25 protein-coding genes are annotated in these 21,607 nt (G+C 47.8%); 16 read left to right on the top strand and 9 right to left on the bottom strand.

Annotation, left to right across the window (positions count from 1 at the left end; genetic code table 11):
• Positions 1 to 4: 4 nt before the first annotated feature.
• From rplF to carA, 15 genes are all read left to right on the top strand, one after another.
• Positions 5 to 562: a 50S ribosomal protein L6 gene (gene rplF, locus B153_RS0132525; protein ID WP_020600941.1), complete on the top strand. Its 558-nt coding sequence runs from the start codon at positions 5 to 7 to the stop codon at positions 560 to 562.
• A gap of 131 nt (positions 563 to 693) precedes the next feature.
• Positions 694 to 1,047: a 50S ribosomal protein L18 gene (gene rplR, locus B153_RS0132520; protein WP_020600940.1), complete on the top strand. Its 354-nt coding sequence runs from the start codon at positions 694 to 696 to the stop codon at positions 1,045 to 1,047.
• A 3-nt stretch (positions 1,048 to 1,050) separates the two neighbouring features.
• Positions 1,051 to 1,569: a 30S ribosomal protein S5 gene (gene rpsE / locus B153_RS0132515; protein ID WP_020600939.1), complete on the top strand. Its 519-nt coding sequence runs from the start codon at positions 1,051 to 1,053 to the stop codon at positions 1,567 to 1,569.
• A 19-nt stretch (positions 1,570 to 1,588) separates the two neighbouring features.
• Positions 1,589 to 1,768 (top strand): 50S ribosomal protein L30, encoded by a 180-nt coding sequence (gene rpmD, locus B153_RS0132510; RefSeq protein WP_020600938.1) that lies wholly within the window; start codon positions 1,589 to 1,591, stop codon positions 1,766 to 1,768.
• A gap of 93 nt (positions 1,769 to 1,861) precedes the next feature.
• Positions 1,862 to 2,338 carry a 50S ribosomal protein L15 gene (gene rplO, locus B153_RS0132505; protein ID WP_026262623.1) on the top strand — a complete coding sequence of 159 codons (477 nt, stop codon included), beginning with the start codon at positions 1,862 to 1,864 and terminating at the stop codon, positions 2,336 to 2,338.
• Between the two features lie 31 nt (positions 2,339 to 2,369).
• Positions 2,370 to 3,686 (top strand): preprotein translocase subunit SecY, encoded by a 1,317-nt coding sequence (secY, locus tag B153_RS0132500; protein WP_020600936.1) that lies wholly within the window; start codon positions 2,370 to 2,372, stop codon positions 3,684 to 3,686.
• A gap of 32 nt (positions 3,687 to 3,718) precedes the next feature.
• Positions 3,719 to 4,531 carry a type I methionyl aminopeptidase gene (map, locus tag B153_RS0132495; protein WP_026262622.1) on the top strand — a complete coding sequence of 271 codons (813 nt, stop codon included), beginning with the start codon at positions 3,719 to 3,721 and terminating at the stop codon, positions 4,529 to 4,531.
• Between the two features lie 6 nt (positions 4,532 to 4,537).
• A complete protein-coding gene (gene infA, locus B153_RS0132490) occupies positions 4,538 to 4,756 on the top strand; it encodes a translation initiation factor IF-1 (protein WP_009284801.1) in 219 nt (72 codons plus the stop codon).
• A 93-nt stretch (positions 4,757 to 4,849) separates the two neighbouring features.
• A complete protein-coding gene (gene ykgO / locus B153_RS0132485; RefSeq protein WP_018618719.1) occupies positions 4,850 to 4,966 on the top strand; it encodes a type B 50S ribosomal protein L36 in 117 nt (38 codons plus the stop codon).
• Between the two features lie 2 nt (positions 4,967 to 4,968).
• On the top strand, positions 4,969 to 5,346 hold the full coding sequence (rpsM, locus tag B153_RS0132480; RefSeq protein WP_020600934.1) for a 30S ribosomal protein S13: 378 nt from the start codon (positions 4,969 to 4,971) through the stop codon (positions 5,344 to 5,346).
• A 100-nt stretch (positions 5,347 to 5,446) separates the two neighbouring features.
• A complete protein-coding gene (gene rpsK, locus B153_RS0132475) occupies positions 5,447 to 5,842 on the top strand; it encodes a 30S ribosomal protein S11 (protein ID WP_020600933.1) in 396 nt (131 codons plus the stop codon).
• 77 nt (positions 5,843 to 5,919) lie between these two features.
• Positions 5,920 to 6,525, top strand: a complete 606-nt coding sequence (gene rpsD, locus B153_RS0132470) for a 30S ribosomal protein S4 (protein ID WP_020600932.1) — start codon at positions 5,920 to 5,922, stop codon at positions 6,523 to 6,525.
• A gap of 137 nt (positions 6,526 to 6,662) precedes the next feature.
• Complete coding sequence (locus B153_RS0132465) at positions 6,663 to 7,652, top strand: DNA-directed RNA polymerase subunit alpha (protein WP_026262621.1); 990 nt, start codon at positions 6,663 to 6,665, stop codon at positions 7,650 to 7,652.
• An 86-nt stretch (positions 7,653 to 7,738) separates the two neighbouring features.
• Complete coding sequence (gene rplQ, locus B153_RS0132460) at positions 7,739 to 8,521, top strand: 50S ribosomal protein L17 (protein ID WP_020600930.1); 783 nt, start codon at positions 7,739 to 7,741, stop codon at positions 8,519 to 8,521.
• A gap of 82 nt (positions 8,522 to 8,603) precedes the next feature.
• Positions 8,604 to 9,707, top strand: coding sequence for a glutamine-hydrolyzing carbamoyl-phosphate synthase small subunit (gene carA / locus B153_RS0132455; RefSeq protein ID WP_020600929.1), 1,104 nt, complete (start codon positions 8,604 to 8,606; stop codon positions 9,705 to 9,707).
• A 55-nt stretch (positions 9,708 to 9,762) separates the two neighbouring features.
• Here carA and B153_RS0132450 read toward each other — a convergent pair whose 3' ends face one another.
• Positions 9,763 to 10,608 carry an AraC family transcriptional regulator gene (locus B153_RS0132450; protein WP_020600928.1) on the bottom strand — a complete coding sequence of 282 codons (846 nt, stop codon included), beginning with the start codon at positions 10,606 to 10,608 and terminating at the stop codon, positions 9,763 to 9,765.
• Between the two features lie 209 nt (positions 10,609 to 10,817).
• Here B153_RS0132450 and B153_RS0132445 point away from each other — a divergent pair, with 209 nt between their 5' ends.
• A complete protein-coding gene (locus tag B153_RS0132445; RefSeq protein WP_020600927.1) occupies positions 10,818 to 13,316 on the top strand; it encodes a sigma 54-interacting transcriptional regulator in 2,499 nt (832 codons plus the stop codon).
• Between the two features lie 28 nt (positions 13,317 to 13,344).
• Here B153_RS0132445 and B153_RS36300 read toward each other — a convergent pair whose 3' ends face one another.
• The 8 genes from B153_RS36300 to B153_RS0132405 form a co-directional block, all read right to left on the bottom strand.
• Positions 13,345 to 15,570: a tetratricopeptide repeat-containing sensor histidine kinase gene (locus B153_RS36300; RefSeq protein ID WP_020600926.1), complete on the bottom strand. Its 2,226-nt coding sequence runs from the start codon at positions 15,568 to 15,570 to the stop codon at positions 13,345 to 13,347.
• 186 nt (positions 15,571 to 15,756) lie between these two features.
• Positions 15,757 to 16,230, bottom strand: coding sequence for a Dps family protein (locus B153_RS0132435; RefSeq protein ID WP_020600925.1), 474 nt, complete (start codon positions 16,228 to 16,230; stop codon positions 15,757 to 15,759).
• A 29-nt stretch (positions 16,231 to 16,259) separates the two neighbouring features.
• Positions 16,260 to 16,559 carry a hypothetical protein gene (locus tag B153_RS0132430; RefSeq protein ID WP_020600924.1) on the bottom strand — a complete coding sequence of 100 codons (300 nt, stop codon included), beginning with the start codon at positions 16,557 to 16,559 and terminating at the stop codon, positions 16,260 to 16,262.
• A 15-nt stretch (positions 16,560 to 16,574) separates the two neighbouring features.
• A complete protein-coding gene (locus B153_RS0132425) occupies positions 16,575 to 17,579 on the bottom strand; it encodes a type I glyceraldehyde-3-phosphate dehydrogenase (protein ID WP_020600923.1) in 1,005 nt (334 codons plus the stop codon).
• Positions 17,580 to 17,728: 149 nt separating this feature from the next.
• Positions 17,729 to 18,670 (bottom strand): ring-cleaving dioxygenase, encoded by a 942-nt coding sequence (locus B153_RS0132420; protein ID WP_020600922.1) that lies wholly within the window; start codon positions 18,668 to 18,670, stop codon positions 17,729 to 17,731.
• Positions 18,671 to 18,779: 109 nt separating this feature from the next.
• Positions 18,780 to 19,601: an alpha/beta fold hydrolase gene (locus B153_RS0132415; RefSeq protein ID WP_020600921.1), complete on the bottom strand. Its 822-nt coding sequence runs from the start codon at positions 19,599 to 19,601 to the stop codon at positions 18,780 to 18,782.
• A gap of 163 nt (positions 19,602 to 19,764) precedes the next feature.
• Complete coding sequence (locus B153_RS0132410) at positions 19,765 to 20,469, bottom strand: LytR/AlgR family response regulator transcription factor (protein ID WP_020600920.1); 705 nt, start codon at positions 20,467 to 20,469, stop codon at positions 19,765 to 19,767.
• Entirely contained in the window at positions 20,438 to 21,511 is a 1,074-nt protein-coding gene (locus B153_RS0132405; protein ID WP_245564982.1) for a sensor histidine kinase, read from the bottom strand. Before B153_RS0132405 ends, B153_RS0132410 begins: the two co-directional genes overlap by 32 nt.
• Positions 21,512 to 21,607: the final 96 nt, after the last annotated feature.

Below are 21,607 nucleotides of genomic sequence, written 5' to 3'. Positions count from 1 at the left end.
AACGATGTCACGTATAGGTAAGAAACCCATCGCCCTGCCCAGCAACGTAACGTTGTCCGTCGACGCCCAAAACGTCGTAACGGTGAAAGGGCCTAAAGGCACCCTGACCCAATCGGTTGACCCGGACATTTCGGTAGCAGTCGAAGAAGGCCAAATTCAAGTATCACGCCCAACTGACCAGAAGCGTCATAAGGCAATGCATGGTCTGTACCGCTCCCTGGTCAACAACATGGTAACCGGTGTTAGCACTGGCTATAAACTTGACCTTGAAATCATCGGGGTTGGTTACAAAGCAGCCGTTACGAATAACGTACTTGAGCTTCAGTTAGGCTATTCGCACAATGTGTACGTAGCTGTTCCAAGCGAGATCAAAGTAACGGCCGTAACCGAAAAAGGACAGAACCCGAAAGTTTATCTGGAAGGTTCGGACAAGCAACTACTTGGCGATGTAGCGGCCAAAATTCGTTCGCTCCGCAAAGTTGAGCCTTATAAAGGAAAAGGTATCCGCTTCATTGGTGAGCAAGTTCGCCGGAAAGCAGGTAAAACCTCGTCTAAGAAATAAGTTATTCATTGTCATTAAATTGTCATTTGATAGGGGTCCATTTAGTGTATGGCTCAATTAAATGACAATTATGACAAGAAGATGACAACTTACTGACAATTAAACAGCCTATTTGGTCGGAATCAAATAAGATGGCAACGAATAAACAAGAAAGAAGACAGCGCATTAAGTACGGTATCCGGGCAAAAGTATCGGGTACAGCAGAACGCCCTCGCCTGTCGGTGTTTCGCTCTAACAAAGCGATCTATGCTCAACTCATCGACGACGCGGCTGGCCGTACCCTGGCTTTTGCTTCATCAGTTGAATTAAAGAGCGAAGCCGAAGGGAATACGATGGAAACGGCGAAAAAAGTAGGCCAGCGCCTGGCCGAGAAAGCAGTTGCTCAGAACATCAGCGCGGCTGTGTTCGACCGTAACGGCTACTTATATCACGGTAAAGTAAAAGCACTGGCCGATGCAGCCCGCGAGGGTGGCCTTAAGTTCTAAGCGATGAATATTAATTCAGCAAGACCGACAAAATTCAACGAAGCCGACCTGAAAGAACGGGTGGTAGCCATCAACCGCGTAGCGAAGGTGGTAAAAGGTGGTCGCCGGTTCAGCTTTTCGGCGATTGTTGTCGTTGGCGATGGTAACGGCGTAGTAGGATACGGACTAGGTAAGGCTAACGAAGTAACCGACGCAATTGCCAAAGGTGTAGAAGACGCCAAGAAAAACCTGGTACAGGTTCCCCTTCTGAAGCGCACGGTTCCCCATGAAATGGAAGGAAAATTCAGTGGTGGCTTTGTCCTGCTGAAGCCTGCTGCTCCGGGTACAGGTGTGATTGCTGGTGGTGCTATGCGTGCCGTTCTCGAATCGGCCGGTGTACACGACATCCTGGCCAAGTCGAAAGGTTCGTCGAACCCGCACAACGTAGTAAAAGCTACGCTGGATGCCCTGTTGAAAATGCGGTTACCGCATCAGGTCGCTTTCCAGCGTCAGGTTAGCCTGGCAAAAGTATTTAACGGTTAATTTAAAAGGAGCAACAGACATGGCACGAGTACGCATCACGCAGGTCAGCAGCACCATTAAGCGGCCGTTATCTCAGAAAAACGCCATCAAGTCGTTAGGCTTGGGCAAGATCAACCGCAGCGTCGAACTGGAATATACCGACGCGCTGAAAGGTGCAATCAATAAGGTGCAGCACCTGGTGAAAATTGAAGAAATTTAAGTACCTTTGCGATTCTTTTGGTTTTCGGCCTGCTTTTTGTAACATAAAAGCGGTTACGACTAGCCAAAAGAATCACTTTTTACACATAAACCAATGAATTTAAGCAACCTTACACCGGCAAAAGGTTCCGTTAGGGAGCGCAAGCGAGTCGGACGCGGTCAAGGATCAGGTATGGGAGGAACCTCTACCCGTGGTCACAAAGGGGCGCAATCACGCTCAGGGTATAGCCGTAAAACACACTTTGAAGGTGGCCAGATGCCGCTTCAACGTCGTGTTCCAAAATTCGGCTTCAAAAACATTAACCGCGTCGAATACAAACCCCTCAATCTGGATAGCATTCAGACACTCGTTGATGAAACCAAGGCAACCGTAGTTGACCTGGATTTCCTGCTTCAGCATGGGCTGGTCAGCAAGAAAGACCTGGTGAAAGTACTGAGCCGTGGTGAACTGACCAGTGCTGTAGAAATCCATGCGCATGCTTTCTCGGCTAGTGCCAAAGAAGCCATCGAAAAAGCAGGGGGAAAGGCCATTGTGCCTGTTAAAGAAGCGAAAGAGGAAGCAGCTAACTAAGTCGTAGCACGGCAACAGTCGACCTACTTTTATGAACCGACTCATCACCACGTTTAAAAATATTTTTGCAATTGACGAGTTGCGGAGTCGAATCCTCAACACGCTGTTGTTTATTACAGCGTTCCGTCTTGGCACGGCTATCGTACTGCCCGGTGTAGATCCTCAAAAACTGAACTTAAATCCTCAGGGATTGCTCGGTTTGCTGGATACCTTCCTAGGTGGTGCTTTTAGTAAAGCGTCCATTTTCGCGCTCGGGATCATGCCGTATATCTCGGCTTCGATTGCGATTCAGCTTCTGACGCTGGCTCTTCCTTACTTCCAGAAAATGCAGAAGGAAGGAGAATCAGGTCGGAAACGGCTGAACCAAATCACACGGGTACTTACGATCGGAGTAACGGCTGTTCAGGCTATTACCTATGTTCGTACGACCATTCCGGCAGAAGCTTTACTGATTGATCGGGGATTATTTACGATCTCGTCTCTGTTTGTACTAACTGCTGGTACTATTTTCTGTATGTGGTTAGGCGAGCGGATAACTGATAAAGGTATCGGAAACGGAATATCCATGATCATCATGATCGGGATTGTGTCTCGTCTTCCGGGTGCTATTATTGGTGAACAACAATCGAGAGGTTCGGCTGGTATCCTGATCTTCGTTCTGGAACTGGTAGCCCTTTACTTTGTTGTGATGGGAGCCGTAGTCCTGACGCAGGCTGTTCGTCGGATTCCGATTCAATATGCCAAGCAGGTCATCGGGAATAAAGTGGTTGGTGGTCAACGCCAGTACCTGCCCCTGAAGCTGAATGCTGCCGGTGTGATGCCGATTATCTTTGCTCAGGCATTGATGTTTATCCCAACCTATGTAGCAGGTCTGTTTGCCGAGAAAAGTGATTTTGCCGCTAGTGTGCAGAATGCTTTCCAAAGCTATACAACCTGGCAGTACAATGTTCTGTTTGGACTGCTCATCATCATCTTCACGTTCTTCTACACGGCTATCTCGGTCAACCCGACACAGATTGCCGATGATATGAAACGGAGTGGTGGCTTTATTCCAGGTGTGAAACCAGGTGTTCAAACCTCAGACTATATCGGTACTGTTCTTGACCGTATTACCCTGCCAGGTGCCGTTATGCTAGCCATCGTGGCCATCTTACCAGCAATTGCCAACCTATTAGGCATGACCAGTGGATTCGCCCAGTTTTTTGGTGGCACATCGTTGCTAATTATGGTTGGTGTTGTTTTGGATACGCTTCAACAAGTAGAAAGCTACCTGCTCATGCGTCGCTACGAAGGTTTGATGAAGTCAGGCCGTGTACAGGGACGTGCAAACGAAACGGTAGCCGCTTAACTAAAATGGCTGGTTCTGACAAAAAGGACAAAATGATTTACATCCGAAGCGAAGAAGAAATCGCTTTGATGAAAATCAGTGCACAGGTTCTGGGAAAAGCACATGCTGAAGTTGCAAAACTTATCCGGCCTGGGGTTCAAACGAAGGAACTGGATAAGGTCGCAGAAACGTTTATTAAGGATAATGGTGGCACACCTTCATTCTTAGGGTATAATAAGTTTCCGGCTTCGCTCTGTATTTCCGTAAATGACGTAGTGGTTCATGGTTTTCCAAGTCGCTACGAACTTCGCGACGGGGATATTGTCTCCATCGATTGCGGAGTAAAACTAAATGGCTATCATAGCGATAGTGCTTACACGTATCCTGTAGGTAATGTAACTCCGGCCACTCGCCGGTTGTTGGCAAGAACGAAGGAATCCCTATACATCGGCGTTGAAAAAGCAACTGAAGGGAATCGGGTAGGTGATATTGGATATGCCATTCAAACGTATACAGAGAAATTCGGTTATTCGGTGGTGCGGGAGCTTGTAGGCCATGGTGTTGGTCAGAACTTACATGAAGCCCCTGAAGTACCTAACTACGGCAAACGAGGTCAGGGGCCGAAATTGTACGAAGGAATGATCCTGGCTATTGAGCCCATGATAAACTTCGGCAAAAAAGGCGTTGTGCAGGAACGTGACGGCTGGACAATCCGTACGGTTGATCGCAAACCCTCTGCACACTTTGAGCACACGGTAGCTGTACGAAAAGGGAAAGCCGAAATTCTGACCACCTTCGAATACATTGAAGCAGTCACCGCGAATACAAGCCTGATGATCGAAACATCCGAACTGATGGTAGCTTAAGCGAATATGGCAAAACAGAATTCTATAGAACAGGACGGCGTTATTTTGGAAGCCTTATCGAATGCGATGTTCCGAGTTGAATTGGCAAACAAGCATGAGGTAATTGCTCATATCTCCGGTAAAATGCGGATGAACTACATCAAAATTTTACCAGGCGATCGCGTAAAGTTGGAAATGTCGCCTTACGATTTGAGTAAGGCGCGGATTGTGTATCGGTATAAATAAGTTTTTAGTTTTCAGATCCTGTTTCGGTTATGACCATTTGTCAAACTAAAACAGGTCCTGAAAGCCAGAAACAGTAAACTGGAAACTTTTATCATGAAAGTTAAAGCGTCAATCAAAAAGCGCAGCGAAGACTGCAAAGTGATCCGTCGGAAAGGGAAACTGTACGTGATCAACAAAAAGAATCCCCGTTACAAACAAAGACAAGGCTAAGAATGGCACGTATTGCAGGTGTTGATATTCCAGACAAAAAGCGTGGCGAGATCGCGCTGACATACATCTTCGGCATTGGTCGGAGCCGGGCAAAGAAAATCCTGACCGACGCAGGCATCAGCGTTGATAAAAAAGCCAGCGAATGGACAGACGCTGAAGCCAGTGCTGTACGTAATGCGATTTCGAACGAATATAAAGTAGAAGGTCAGCTACGTTCGGAAGTTCAGTTGAGCATCAAGCGGTTGATGGACATCGGCTGTTACCGGGGGCTACGTCACCGGAAAGGCTTGCCCGTTCGTGGTCAGCATACGAAAAACAACTCCCGTACCCGGAAAGGAAAACGGAAGACAGTTGCCAACAAGAAAAAAGTAACGAAATAATTAATTGGTCGCTCATCGTCATACGGACCATTTGGCGTCATTTGTTTGGCAAATGGCAAGTAATGAAATCCGGTGACCCATTGACGATTACCTAAAAACAATGGCTCAAGCAAAACGCAAAGACAAAGCGAAAAAGCGGGTGGTAGTGGTTGAACCCGTTGGTCAGGTACACATCCGGGCTACGTTTAATAACATCATCATTTCTCTCACAAACATGAACGGTCAGGTCATTTCCTGGTCGTCGGCGGGTAAAATGGGCTTCCGTGGCTCAAAGAAAAACACCCCTTATGCTGCGCAGATGGCCGCACAGAACTGTGCCGCTGTTGCCCACGATCTGGGTATGCGTAAAGCAGAAGTGTTTGTGAAAGGGCCAGGCTCCGGTCGTGAGTCGGCAATTCGCACAATCCAAAACTCGGGTATCGAAGTAACGACCATCCGGGATATTACCCCGCTGCCGCACAATGGGTGCCGGCCGCCAAAACGTCGTCGCGTATAATACGGATGACATGAATAGGGACAGGCGACATTCGGTTGTGTCTGTCCAATGTTTCACAATTATTCATTCATTGAAGAATGGCACGTTACACTGGGCCAAAAGCCAAAATTTCGCGCAAGTTCAACGAACCCATCATGGGTCCGAGCAAAGCGCTCCAAAAGAAAAATTACGGACCGGGTATGCACGGTCGGGGTCGCAAACGGAAACAATCCGAATATGCACTCCAGTTAACAGAAAAGCAGAAAGTTAAATACACCTACGGTATTCTGGAACGTCAGTTCCGGGCGCTGTTCCACCGGGCGCAGGTTCGGGAGGGTATCACGGGTGAAAACCTGCTCAAATTGTGTGAAGCTCGTTTAGATAACACCGTTTATCGGCTGGGTATCGCTTCATCTCGCCGGGCTGCTCGCCAATTAGTATCCCACAAACACATCATTGTAGATGGCGAAGTGGTAAACATTCCTTCTTACTCACTGAAGCCTGGCCAATTGATCGGTGTTCGTGAGAAATCGAAGTCGCTTGAAGCCATTGCCGGTAGCTTAACGGCTCGGAATACAAAGCGGTATAACTGGGTTGAGTGGGACGCACAACAAATGACGGGTAAGTTTATTAGCTACCCTGAGCGCGACCAAATTCCAGAAAACTTCAACGAGCAGGCCATCGTCGAATTGTATTCGAAGTAATAAATGGTTTTCAGCTTATGGTGTTCGGTTGGTCAACGCAATTCTATTTCGTAGTCCCATCGCAGATCATAAACTGAAAACCAAAACTAGTTTAGTCTTCACGCTAGGCAGAGAACTGCTTTAAAAATACGAAACGTATGTCCATATTAGCGTTCCAGATGCCCGACAAAGTCGTAGTGGAGAAAGCTGACGACTTTCACGGGGCGTTTGAATTCAAACCCCTTGAAAAAGGATACGGTGTAACCATAGGCAATGCGCTTCGTCGCATTCTGCTGTCATCGCTGGAAGGATACGCCATCACAAGCGTAAAATTCCCCGGTGTGTTGCACGAGTTTTCTTCAATCGAGGGCGTTGTTGAAGATGTGACCGAAATTATTCTGAATCTGAAAATGGTTCGGTTCAAAAAGATTTCGGACATGGTTGACAACAAAATCACCGTCAACATTAAGAAGCAACCAGTTCTGAAAGCTGGTGATATATCCAAATTCTCGCCATCATTTGAAGTGCTGAATCCTGAACTGGAAATCTGCCACATCGATGATACACGGGATTTTGAAATGGAAATTATCGTGGAAAAAGGTCGTGGCTATGTTCCGGCCGACGAGCCACGGGCTAATGAGCTGCCATTTGGTCATATCCCTATTGATGCCATTTACACGCCTATCAAAAACGTGAAATATGGTGTAGACAATACGCGGGTTGAGCAAAAAACGGACTACGAACGTCTTCTTTTAGACATCGAAACAGATGGTTCGGTACACCCTGAAATTGCCCTGCAGGAAGCCGCCAAAATTCTGATCCAGCACTTCATGCTGTTCTCAGATCAAACCATGACCTTCGAAACGGCTAAGCCAGAAGAAGAGAACGTAGTAGACGAAGAAGTGCTGCATATGCGAAAACTGTTGAAAACGTCGCTGGCCGATCTCGATTTGTCGGTACGTGCTTACAACTGCTTAAAGTCGGCAGATGTACGGACACTGGGCGATCTGGTTCGACTAGAGATTTCGGATATGATGAAGTTCCGCAACTTCGGGAAGAAGTCGCTTACGGAGCTGGAGCAATTGGTGGCAGAGAAAAATTTGACGTTCGGAATGGACGTCAGCAAATACAGATTAGACGAAGATTAAAACCTAAGGAAAAGGGATAAAAGGAAAAGGGAAAAGGAGCTTGGCTCTTCCCTTCTCCCTCCTCCCTTCTTCCCTTCTCCAAGACAATGAGACACGGTAAAAAAGATAATCACTTAGGCCGGACACATTCGCACCGCGAAGCGCTGTTACAAAATCTGGCGTCATCGCTGATTATGCACAAGCGCATTGAAACGACGGTTGCAAAAGCGAAAGAACTCCGCAAATTCGTAGAGCCTATTCTGACGCGGGCCAAAGACGATACCTACCAGAATCGTCGGGTGATCTTCCAGACGCTCCACAATAAAGAGACCATCAAAGAATTATTTGGTACGGTCGCCGATAAAATCGCCAGTCGTCCTGGTGGTTACACACGGATTATTAAATTAGGCAGCCGTCTGGGCGATAACGCCGAAACCTGCCTGATCGAACTGGTCGATTTCAATGAGTTGCTGATTGCTGCTGCCGCTGAGAAAACCGCTGCTGCAACCAAAACTCGCCGGAGCCGCCGGAGTGGTAGTGCCCGTCAGGCAACTGCTACTACAGAGGCAGAAGCTGCTCCAGCTACGGAGGCCCCAGCCGAAGAAGCTCCAGCTGCTACCGCCACATCGAGCGATGATCTGACCAAGATCGAGGGTATTGGTCCCAAGATTGCTGAGTTGCTGAATAACGCAGGTATTACTACCTTTGCACAGTTGGCCGATGCACAGGACGAAGCCGTTCAGCAAGTACTGACGGATGCAGGTCCTCGTTTCAACGTGCATGACGCTACAACCTGGAATGAACAGGCTGCCCTGGCCCGCGATGGTAAATGGGATGAACTGACTGCATTACAGGATCGTTTGAAAGGTGGTAAAGAAGCCGAAGAATAGTGATTCACAAACATGTCATATAGAAATGGGTTAACCGTACTGGTTAGCCCATTTTTTTAGTATTTCAAGCTCAAACGCATACATGAAACATACGAAGCAACCTGAAGCATTGTTGGTTTTACAGGATGGAAGCGTATATCGCGGTCTGGCGCTGGGTAAAATCGGGACAGCCGCTGGCGAAATCTGCTTCAATACCGGCATGACCGGCTACCAGGAAATTTACACAGACCCCTCCTATTATGGGCAGGTAATTATCAATACTACCTCACATATTGGCAACTACGGTGTGTTGAACAATGCCGAACAAGAGTCTAATAGCGTAAAAATCCGGGGGATGGTTTGCAACTTTTTCTCCAATATTCACTCACGCTATACCGCTGATGGGTCGTTACAGGAGTATTTTGAACGGGCCAATATTGTTGGTATACACGGAGTCGATACGCGGCAGTTGGTACGCTATATTCGTTCGAAAGGCGTTATGAACTGCATTATCTCCTCGGAGATTTTAGATCCAGCGGCTCTGCTGGCCGAGCTTCAGAAAGTGCCTGACATGGCAGGTCTGGAACTATCGTCGGAGGTATGTACAAAAGAAGCGTATGAGCAAGGCGACCCCGAAGCTAAACTGCGTGTGGCAGTATTAGATCTGGGCGTTAAGCGTAGCATTATCAGCAATTTCAACGAGCGGGGCGTCTTCTGTAAGGTGTTTCCTGCCCGTACGCCCCACGAAGAATTAGCTGCCTGGAAACCAAATGGCTATTTCATCGCCAACGGCCCCGGCGACCCAGCCGCAATGCCTTATGCCGTTGAGACCGTGAAACAAGCCCTTGATACGGATAAGCCCTTGTTTGGGATCTGCCTTGGTCATCAGATTCTTTCATTGGCCAGTGGTATTTCAACTTATAAAATGCACAATGGCCACCGAGGGCTGAATCATCCCGTTAAAAACCTGATTACGGGGCATTGTGAGGTGACCTCTCAAAATCATGGCTTTGCCGTGAAAGCCGAAGAAGTTATGGATATGGATAATGTGGAATTGACCCATATCAACCTGAACGATAAAACCATCGAGGGTATCCGCCGAAAAGACAAGCCTGCCTTTTCGGTGCAATATCACCCCGAATCATCGCCCGGACCACACGACTCGCGGTACCTGTTCGATCAATTCGTACAGATGATGAACGAATAATCTGAAAAAGCCTGAGATTGCTCTCAGGCTTTTTCATTCATATAGCAATCCCGTGCTAATTAGACAGCAGGTATCGACGATAGTTGCTCGGTGTATCGTGATAATATCGCTTGAATAACTTATTCAGATGACAGACATCAGCGAAGCCAAACTCATCGGCAATCTGCGAGATTGTCATTGCACTTAAACTCAAGCGCGTTTCAACCCGTTTGAGTTTATACCGAATTATATACTGCTGAATTGATTCACCTAGATGTTCTTTAAAGAGTGCTCCTAAATGTCCAGGTGAATAATTAAATACATCGGCTATTTTCTCCATCCGTAATGAATCAGGCTGCGTTATATGCTGGCAGACATAAGCTACCACACGTTGGATCAAATCCAATGAAGCCGATGGTCGCGTAGTCGTTGCTATTGACTGCTGAGCAAGCTGCCGATCGACTAAGCTCAAAATAGTCTGCATTAGAGAGTCTACGACCAGGCTGGCGGTTATCTCATGGATTTCCTGTTGTTCTGCCAGGATAATATCGACTAAAGCCATCAACTTACGGGATGCTATCGGGTCAGTAAATAACTTACCAAAATCGGAAGAGCTATTCTCGTGGATATGCCGCCAGGTATATGAACTACCTGCAATCAGGCTGGCCAGATAAAAAGTAGTAAATGAAAGGCTGTATAGATTGGTTTGTTGTTGTACAATAAGGCCATGCTTATCAGCCGGACTTAACCAATACAGATCACCTGCCTGATAAGCAAATTGGTTTCCATTTATCAGATGATACCCACAGCCCGTCTGAACACTAATAAGTTCATAATAGGTATGGTCGTGTAGCGGAATAAACCCCTCGTCGAGAGTTAGCTGCTGAATCTGAAAAGGCTGCTGCAATACAGTACGTTTCATAACGAATAGCTTTGGACATGGTTAGTTATAGAGGTACCTTCTCCATTACGAACATAGTGCCAATGTGATTTAAATTACATAACCAACTCACTGTCAAAACGATAACAATAATCTATAGGCTCCAAAATACTAGAGCCTCCAATATATTGGAGCTTACTATTGGAGTTAGCAATACGTCGTATCTTTACTGTCGATCAATTAGAATCGATATGGCTTATGTTTCTGACCCAACGCGCCTGCCTAAGCTACTGGTTGTAGAAGATGAATTTCTAATTGCCCATGACCTAAAACGCATTTTGATAAAAGCAGGCTATCAGGTAGTAGGTTTGGCAGGATCCGTCGATGAAGCCCAGGCCATCATTGATGACCATCGGCCCGATATTGTCTTGCTCGATATTTTCCTGAAAGGCCAAAAAACGGGCATTGATCTGGCATACTGGCTTAATGACCAGTCGATTCCGTTCGTTTACTTGTCTGCAAACTTGACCGACCATTTACTGGAATCAGCCAAACGAACCCAGCCATTTGGTTTTCTGACCAAGCCCTTTCGGGAGAAAGATGTCTTGACAACCCTGGAAATAGCGCGGTATCGGCACGCGCATAGTGAAGAAGCCAAACTTCGTCAACAACAAACAATTCAGATTGCTGTAAACAACGCTATCGTAACCATACAGGACCGCGAACAGTTATGTCTAGCCATTGCCGATCAAATCAATCGCCTGGTTCCATTTTCGTTCTTAAACCTTCGGATTGGCTTGCCCGACGAAGCCTCTTTTTATTGGCTTATGCTCGAAAAAACACCAGCCAATACCTTTATGCGGGTCAATTTAAGCGCTCTACTGCAAGAAGACTCGAACGAATTACTTGAGAAACTGGATCGGGAAGCACCCGACCAATTGGGAAGATTAAGAGGGGTATTCACAGGCGAAGCGTTTGATCAACTTTGTGAAACCTACGTTACTGCCCGATCATGCCGGGATAATTTTGGTGTACGGTCACTGGCTCTTTTTCCCATTCAACTAAAGCGTAATTCGTTAACCACCATTATCCTCTCCAGTACCCAGCCTGATGGGTTTACGACAAAAGACTATCAGGCGGTTGACCTCATCATTCCACAGATTGCCCTGGCCCTGGATAACCTGCTGGTCTACGAAGAGCTGGCAGCCCGACAACAAATCAAAGCTATAGAACTTGCGATTGTCAATGCTTTCCGAAATGGTATTGATATTGGGGCTATTTTAGCCCAGGTTGCCCAATCGATCAATGAATTGCTTCCTATCGACCTGGTGGGTATCTACCAGCTCGGACGACCATCCGCATCGGCCAATCTGGATAGTACGGTGCAAAAAGTAAACGGTACTTTTGTGCCAACTACCGACCATCTGACAACGCCATTTCCGGCAATGAGCAGCCCGATTGACCAGAGCGACGCCCGGTCTTGGCTGATTAAGCCAGCCTTAAACGTGGGAAGTCAATTTACCGATAGCATGCCCGACAATACCCTGGGGATACAATCGTCGCTGTACGTGCCCATTTTCATTCAGGACCAGCTCACCGCATCGCTCGTACTAGCCAGCAAAGCCGCCTTTGCGTTTACGTATAAAGACCTGCGCATCATGCAGGACATTAGCGTTCAGATGGGCCTGGCATTGGAAAATTTAATGGCTTTCGAACGGATCAAAGTGCTGAGCGAGCAACTGGAGCAGGAGAAAACGTATCTGACCGAAGAGATCAAAACCCGTTATAATTTTGAAGAAATCATTGGGAGTAGCCCTGCCATACAGGCTGTTTTTACAAGCATTGGTCAGGTGGCTCCTACCGATGCTACTGTTCTGATTATGGGCGAAACCGGAACAGGTAAAGAGCTGGTAGCCAGAGCCGTACATAATCTATCATCCCGAAAAACCCGAACCATTGTCAAAATAAACTGTGCCACTTTACCCGCACAACTTATCGAATCCGAATTATTCGGCCATGAACGCGGTAGCTTTACCGGAGCAACTGAAAAACGAATCGGCAAGTTTGAGTTAGCCAACGGGGGCACATTATTCCTGGACGAGATTGGTGAGCTTCCCCTCGAATTGCAGGCCAAACTGCTTCGGGCCATTCAGGAGAAGGAAATTGAACGAATTGGGGGGAAAGGCCTAATTCGAATCGATACCCGAATCATTGCCGCTACCAACCGAAATTTACAACAGGAAGTAGCCCAGGGGCGGTTTCGATCCGATTTGTATTACCGCTTAAATGTATTTCCGATTGTGATACCTCCCCTGCGCGAACGCCCTGACGATATCCGGCCATTAGCTATGCACTTCCTTCGTGGCATTAGTAAGAAGCTGGGAAAACCCGTGTCGAGTATTGCCAACGATTCACTGGCGCAATTACTGGCTTATAACTGGCCAGGCAATATCCGGGAATTAGAGCACGTTCTGGAGCGAGCAGCCATTCTGTCTTCATCACCCACGCTGCAATTAGCCGAACCCTTACGGCCAACTCCGTTATCCGTTTTGCCCGCTACCACGATCCAACGAACAGAGGTTCAGCCCATTGAAGAAACCATGCGTACGGCTATTCTGGCGGCACTGGCTAAATCAGGCTACCGAATTCGTGGGATTGGGGGCGCAGCGGAACTCCTCAACTTAAAACCAACAACCCTGGAAGCGCGTATGAAAAAACTGCATATAAACTCATCCCCAAAATCGGATTAGTATCATAAATTACTGGTTATCAGTAAGTTCAGACGGCCTTATTGGCATGTTGCACCGGGCCGAACAGCAACTGGATATGAACACCCTGATCCTGATAAACGGTTAATTGTCCATCAATCTGTTGGCTTAACCCCCGCATCATGGTCATGCCCAGTGTGTCACTGCGACGAATATCCAATGCTGTCGGCAACCCTACCCCATTGTCGCTGATGGTCAACTGATACGTCTGTTCCTTTGCTTGCCGAAAGGATACCCTAATACGGCCGGGTCGATTTTTAGGGAACGCGTATTTAAGCGAATTAGTAACGGCTTCATTCAGAATCAATCCGATGGGAATAGCCAGGGCAATATCCAGTAGAACAGGGTCTATAGCAAAGTCGGCCTGTACGGAAGGCTCCTGCGCAAATGAATCAATCAGATACTCAATCACTTCTTTTATAAATTCGGGCATACTTACCTGCGCCAGATTTTCCGATTGGTAGAGCCTTTGATGGATCAGAGCCATCGCATGCACCCGATTCTGGCTATCCCGAATCGCCGTCAGCGCCTTGGGGTCCTGCAAAAAATCAGATTGTGCACTGAGCATACTGGAAATAATTTGCAGGTTGTTTTTAACCCGGTGGTGAATTTCTTTCAACATCCACTCCTTTTCTTCCAGTAACTTTTCTTTCTCTTGTAAAATCTCTACCAGCGACTCGTTTTTGAGGTTAATCTCTATTTGCTTGGCTTCCAGCAGTTGATTGCTACGCTGTTTGAGCCGATACCGATTATAACTCAACGCCAGTAGCAGGATCAGCAAAATAACGCCTATAATGATGCTGTTTCGCTGCAGATCGCTCTCACGGATTCGGGCTTGCTGGAGTTGATTCTGACGAGTCAGCAAGGCTATATCCTGTTCTTTTTTGCGGGTGTTGTACTGAATTTCCAGGTTAGCAATCTGCTGGCTTTTCTTTTCGTTGAAGATCGAATCGCTTAAAGATTTGTATTTCTGGTAATGATCGATAGCGGCTACGTAGTTGTGCTGAGCAGAATCAAGTTTGAATAACTGAAGATGTACACTGGGCGTACCTCGCGTCATACCAACCTGTTTCAACATACTCAAGGCCCGATTCAGATAGTCACGCGCTTTATCATAGTTTTTTACAATGCCATAAAATGTACCGATCTTGATGTAGGAGGCTATAGTAGCGTTGTCAGGTGTGTTCCCTGCGTGCACCGACGCCATTTTGATGTAATAAGTTTCGGCCAGCGTGTAATGTTTGAGAGCCAGATGGCACTCAGCCAGGGTCATATACGCATAAAACCATTCCGCAGAGCGATTGGGAAGCGGATACTGCTTTAAGATTTGTGAATAATAGACAAGAGCCGCTTCCGGGCTTTCATGAACAATTTGCAGACTACACAGGCTATGCGCAATCACATGCACCATGGGAATGACGTTGCTTTCCCCAAACGACACTAACGCTTTCTTGTAGTACGGAATAGCGGTTTTCCATTGCTTTAGTTCATCATACAAGACTGCCAGGGTTAGATCAAAGCTACCCATGTATAGGCTGTCGTGCGTAGTCTGAGCACTTTCTATGGTCAGCAGCGCATATTTCAGCGATTTGTCATAATTATTAAGCCCATGATAAAGTGAACTGAGCAGGTCGTAGGTATAGTGTAGGTAGGGATAATGGATGGATCGATACAGCGCCAGTACCTGAAACAACTCCTGCTCGGCCAACGCTATATTACCTTGCAAGGCATGCATATCGGCAATGGTCTTAAGCATATAGGCCTGCTTATCGACCCGACCCAACTGCTGATACAACTTCCTGGCCTGCTCATAGCACGCTATCTTCCTGGGTAGCCCTTCGCTACCACGCTCATAAATTTGTCCCAGAAAATACCAGGTTGCCGCCTGCCCTGATTTATCTCCTTGCCTGGTATAGTATGATAGTACATTCCGAAGGAATTGTTCAGCCCGTTTCCGATTGCCGTTAATCGCTTCTATTCGGCCCAAGACACACGCACTTTGAATTTCACCAGCTCTGAAATGTAATCGCTGGCTTAGTTGCCCTGCCTGCTCGCCATAAGCATACGCATTCCCCAAATCCATATCAAACTCCTCATGGCGAGTAATCAGATCGGCACTCAACGTTAGTAATATCTTAATCCGATTTGTATCCTGCCGGCTTGCCGCCAGCAACGTTTTCAGGCTATCGACTGATTTTTGGGGAAGCAAGGAGAACAATGGCTCACCCCAGGCCATAGTGCTTGTTATAAACAGGGCAAAAACGAATAGAAAGCGACACCTCATAGCCAATCGACAGATATACCGGCCTTCGCCTGTTTCTTCGTTTAAAGATAAGGCTATCGAAGCGGATGATGCTACAACGGGAACAGTTGGGCCATGCGTAGCCTAACTGTTCCCGTTGTAAAAAACCAGGTTAAAACGTTATTTGAGGTGCGCCCGCAGCATCCAGGCTATTTTTTCGTGCTTTTCCATCAGCCCGGTTATGTAGTCGCTGGTGCCGGCATCTTTATGGGCCTCCTGAAATTCAGCGATGTTGCCGCGCAGAAACACGATTATGCTTTCGTGATCGCTCAATAACTTTTCAATCCAGCTTCGGCTCGTGTTGCCTTTGGCTTCCTGTTCGGTCAGATGCGTCAACTGAAGAAAGTTTTTCAGCGTAGCCGGTGCATAATGCCCTAATTGCCGAATGCGCTCGGCCACATCATCAACGATCTCGGCCGACTGTTTATACAGCTCTTCGAAGTAGAGATGCACAGAGTGGAAGTCCATGCCTTCCAGATTCCAGTGGGCATTGAGCGTTTTGGTATAGAGCACGAATTCGTCGGCCAGCAATTTGCTCAATTGATGAGCAACCACCTCGCGGTTTTGGGCAGAGATGCCAATCATGGTTTCCATAGGGTTAAAAATGAACAGAGGGTAGTTTATTATATACGTTGTAATTTAGCTATAATCTGCTCGGAAATGGCATCTTCCGAAGCACCATAGCCCGTAATCAGTAATCCTTTCAGCCCTGTAGTCGACTGGATTGCGTAAACAATGGCTTCGTCGGCCGGGTCCGAATCGCCTTCGTATCGATAAACATCCACAATGGAGAATTCATCGGCTCCCAAACGGGCCGTAGAGCAGGTAAGCTGATCAAATTCCAGGCGAAAATCAGTAGAGAAGCCCTGCTGCCTCAGCGCATCGACGGCTTCTGATATGGTGGCATAATGCGTTTGTTTCATCCTTATCTACCCGAATTAGTGGATGCGTTCGGCCAGAAAAGCAGCTACCTCAGCCAGTCGATTCGAAAAGCCCCATTCGTTATCATACCAGGCCGCTACAGATAGTAAGTTGCCTTCTTTAGCGGTGAGGGGTAGATCAATAATCGACGAGTGCGGGTCGGCTACTATTCGCGACGATGCCCACTGCTCTTCCAGCACATCCATTACGCCCTGTAAGGGGCCTTCCGCAGCCGCTTTGCGAAACGCATCGTTCACTTCCTGTACCGAACAGTCTTTTTCCGTGATCAGATTTAATTCGGCAATACTACCGGTCCGGGTTGGTACCCGGTAAGCTTTACCCGTGATTTTAAGGTCTTTCCAGATAAACTGTAAGGCCCGCGCTGCCCCCGACGAGGACGGAATGATATTTTCGGCGGCCGCCCATGAATCGCGTCGGTCTTTCATCGGCTGATCGGTCAACGACTGTGTGTTCGTGTAGGAATGTACCGTCGAAAAAAGACCATATTGAATTCCGAAGTTCTCTAAAATCACTTTCACAACGGACGCCAGCGCATTGGTCGTGCAACTACCCATGCTGATGAGTTTGTGTTGTGCCGGATCGAAAGTTTCCAGATTGATACCTTTCAGCAAGACGGCATCGCAATCAGCCAGGGTTTTACTGGGGGCACTGATGAGTACGTATTTAGCTCCCCGGTCTATGTGAGCCTGAGCACCAGCACGCGTTGTTGCCCTACCTGTACAATCCACCACCAGATCGATACCCAGCGACTGCCAGTCGGGCACCTCTTTGGCTGAATTAATATACGGAATGGTCTGGCTACCAATTGACAGGCTTCCCTCCTTTCCCGATACAGGTTCATGCCAGCGGCCATAATTCGTGTCAACCGCAAACAACGCTGCCAGCGTTGGCTCGTCGCGTATATCAGCAATGGCTGCAGGCACAAACAGTTGCTTCTGAAGCCCAATACGTAGAAACTGCCGACCAATGCGGCCAAATCCGTACAAACCAATGGTTGTCATAAGAATTGATTGAGTAAAATACCTGATTCTAAACCTATTAAAACCTTACCCTAACCTCTTCCGAGGAAGGGTAAAGCAAACCAATTACAGGTTGATAACGGAAAGTATAAGTAAGTTGGTTTCTTAAAATCGGTCCCGTACGATGGGTGTTACAATGACTTCAGAACCGGGAGCGCCTTTTCAATTTTTGCTCTCGACCCTTCATACTGTCTGGGCAGCTTCAAGTGGGTTCCCAGCTCGTCCAGCGGTTCATCGACCGTGAAGCCAGGGTTATCAGTAGCAATCTCGAAGAGTACGCCACCGGGCTCGCGGAAATAAAGCGAAAAGAAATAATCGCGGTCGATCTTGGGGGTTATTTGCAGACCACTTTCCAGAATCTTCTCCCGAAACTCCATCTGAACAGCATCATTGGCAACCCGAAAGGCTACGTGATGATTCGTTCCTGCCGCATTCCGTCCTACTCGTCCTTCGGGCTCTTCCAGCAGATCGACCAAGGCAGCTTCTGGCACCGCATCCGTCTGAAAACGGTAGCGATTTCCTTCCTGTGCTACCAGACGGTATCCAAAAATATCGGTCAGGACTTTGGCCGTTGCTTCTATTTTTTGCAACGTCAGGGTTACAGTATGGAAACCCCGCAACGCCATATCCTCCTTAATTGCTTCCGTTTCCCAGCCTTTTCGCTTATCGAGCTGCTTGGGCACGATCAGGGCAATCGCCAGGCCATCAGGGTCGGTAAAAGGCAAATATTGTTCACCAAACCGCTCGGCAAGCTCACCTGCACCAACACCCAGTTCCTTAAACCGACCAAGCCAATTGTCCAGGCTATCGGCAGGTACCGAATAGCCGATTTCGGTGGCCATACCAGTCCCATTGCGCCCCGATCCAATGCCCTCCCACGGAAAAAAAGTGAGAATAGTACCGGGGGTTCCGCCTTCATTACCATAGTAAAAATGGTAGGTACTGGGGTCATCGAAATTGACCGTTTTTTTCACCAGTCGAAGGCCTAGTACGTGCGTGTAAAAATCATAATTGCGCTGAGCGTTGTTAGCGATGGCCGTAATGTGGTGCAGGCCCAGGATGGAATCGTTCATGGTAAAGAGGTTAGATGTTCAGGAAGTGGATAAAAGACCACTCTGGTCACAATAGACATCGGCAAGCTCTGATTGCTACACAACCAAAACCTGCCGATGTACCACTTACTTACGAGTTGATGAAAGCCAGAATATCGGCGTTGATCGTAGGCGCTTCAGTTGTGGGCATGCCGTGTGGGAAACCCGGATAGGTAATTAACTTGCCATTTTTCAGGAGTTTGATCGCCTTCAACGCCGTGATTTTATAGGGAACGATCTGGTCGTCTTCCCCATGGAGCACCAGTACCGGCACATCCACACTTTTCAGGTCTTCGGTAAAATCACTTTCCGAAAATGCCTTTACACATTCGTAATGAGCCAAGATACTACCCATCATTCCCTGCCGCCACCAGTTGTCGCGAACGCCCTGTTTTTCAACGGCACCTTCGCGGTTGTAGCCATAGAAAGGAATTGAGAAATCCCGGAAGTACTGCTGGCGTTGCGTAGCGGTCAGTAACCGGATTTCATCAAAAATGCTGATAGGAACGCCATCTGGGTTACTCTCGTTCTGTACCATAAGGGGCGTTACGGCACTTACCAGAACGGCTTTGGCTACCCGGCCTTTACCATATTTATTGACATAGTGGATCACCTCGCCACCACCTGTCGAATGTCCAATGTGGATAGCATCTTTCAGATCCAGGGCTTCGACCAACTGAGCTACGTCGGAAGCGTAGGTTTCCATTTCGTGCCCACCCGAGGTCTGACTAGAGCGTCCGTGCCCCCGGCGGTCATGCGCAATTACACGAAACCCATGCTGTAAGAAGAACATCATCTGGGCATCCCAATCGTCGCTCGATAAGGGCCATCCGTGATGAAAAACAATAGGCTGCCCTGTGCCCCAATCCTTGTAGAATAGATCTGTACCGTCTTTTAACTTTAAAATGCTCATGTTGCTATTGGTTAAAATTGACAATACAAACCTACTCCACCTGCATGGGTTGGTAGCGGTAAGAATCGATGGTTGTGCGGTAACTTAACAGGTTTCTTCGCAGGATGTGGTAGAGCAGTTCAGCCTTATCCATTCCACACAAGCCGGAGGTATATGGCTGGACTTAGGCTTTCAGGCGCTCGATCAGCTCCCGGCGATAGGTTAGTCCGACTGGCAGGCTTACGTCTCCGATGAAAATCTCGTTGCCGCTCATCCGGCTTATCCTGGCCAGCGGAATCAGATAGGATTTATGAATCCGGATAAACTGATCGGAGGGCAACCGACGCTCCACTTCGGTCATGGTGATTGAGGCTACGTAAACCTGCTGGGCAGTAAAGAGCTTGACATAATTCCCCCAACTCTGAATGTATTCCAGATGGCTGTGGGCAATCCGAACCCAGTCAGTATCTACTTTTACCATCAGCGACTGTTCGGATACAACAGGAAGAGGCTCCTGAGGTTTTTCAGCCTCTGCTGTCATGACTTTGTCAATCGCTTTCAGAAACCGGGGGAATTCGATGGGCTTTAGCAGGTAATCGACCACACCATACTCATAACTTTCCAGGGCAAACTCCGAATAGGCCGTAGTGAGAATGACGCGGGGCGGGTTGGCTAACGTCTCCAGCAGTTGCAATCCGCTGATTTGCGGCATATTTATATCCAGAAACAGCAAATCGACTGGCTGCCGATGTAGAAAGTTGATGGCTTCCAGCGCATCGTAGCAATTGCCCACCAGCGTCAACTGATCGACCTGCTCGATGTAGTGCTGCAATACATAATGAGCAGCCAGTTCGTCATCAATAAGTAAACACCGCAGCGGGTTGGGCATCGGATCGGGTGGCTAGCTGGATTTCTAACTGGGTAACGTAGCGGTCAGTTTCCTGAGTTAACACGAACTGATATTGTCCGGGATACAGCATGTCGAGCCGTTGCCGGGTATTCTGCAAGCCCAGGCCGGTAGAAGTCCCATTGAATTTGTGATAGGAGAGCGAGTTTTCAATGGACAGCAATAGGCAATTGTTCCGCAGTTGCAGATTGATATGCACAAAGCACCCTTTAATATCGCCCGTACCGTGTTTAAACGCATTTTCAACCAGAGGCATTAACAGCAATGGAGCCAACTGGTAGGTTTGCAGTTGATGTTCGCTGGTAGGGTATTCATAGCTGATCTGGCACCGCTTCCCTAACCGCTCCCGCTCCAGTGTGACATAGCTGGTAATGAACTCGATTTCCTGTTGAAGCGACACCCGCGAACGGCGGCTGCTTTCGACCTGATACCGCATCAGTTTCGATAGCTGCATCAGTAAATCAGGCATCCGGCCAGGTTCATGCAGACTGATGCCGTATAGGTTGTTGAGGGTATTGAAAAAGAAATGCGGATTTAGCTGGGCGTGTAGAAATCGGATTTGTTCGTCCTGATGCAGCAACTGGTCTGTATGGCGTTGCTGCTGTTGCTGATAAAATCGCTGAATGAGAAAAACACCGATGAGCATCATCAGGCTCACGAGGTAGGTGGCCAGCAGAAAAAGGCCCGTCTCGCGCCATTCTTCTATAGGGCAGGTTTCTGGGTAAAGCCAATGATTCACACCATATACCAGAAAACTACCCACCACCAGGGCCGGAACCGTCCAGGCAATGTATCGCTTAAGCTGATGACTGAAAAAAAGAGGGAATAAGGCAAAGCGATGAAACTGAGCCTGCCCGTACAGAGTCAGAAAAAAGAGCAGTGCCCGCCCCAGATCGTTCCAGGAGGTTAGCCGATTCCAGGAATTGAGCGACATCAGAATAAACAGAAACACAAAGGTCAGCACTTCCCGCAACCAGACTTTCTGCTTTCCGCTTTTGGTAAACCCGCCCATTCTTCTTCCCATTTTTTAAACAAAACAACCGAATGTTGGCCGACATTCCAATTGAAAATGACCAATCGAATACGTCATCCGAAAACGTGCGTTTGTCATTTTTAGTCG

It is taken from the genome of Spirosoma panaciterrae DSM 21099 (assembly GCF_000374025.1).
Taxonomy (GTDB): Bacteria; Bacteroidota; Bacteroidia; order Cytophagales; family Spirosomataceae; genus Spirosoma; species Spirosoma panaciterrae.
This window is presented reverse-complemented; position numbering and strand designations above follow the sequence as displayed.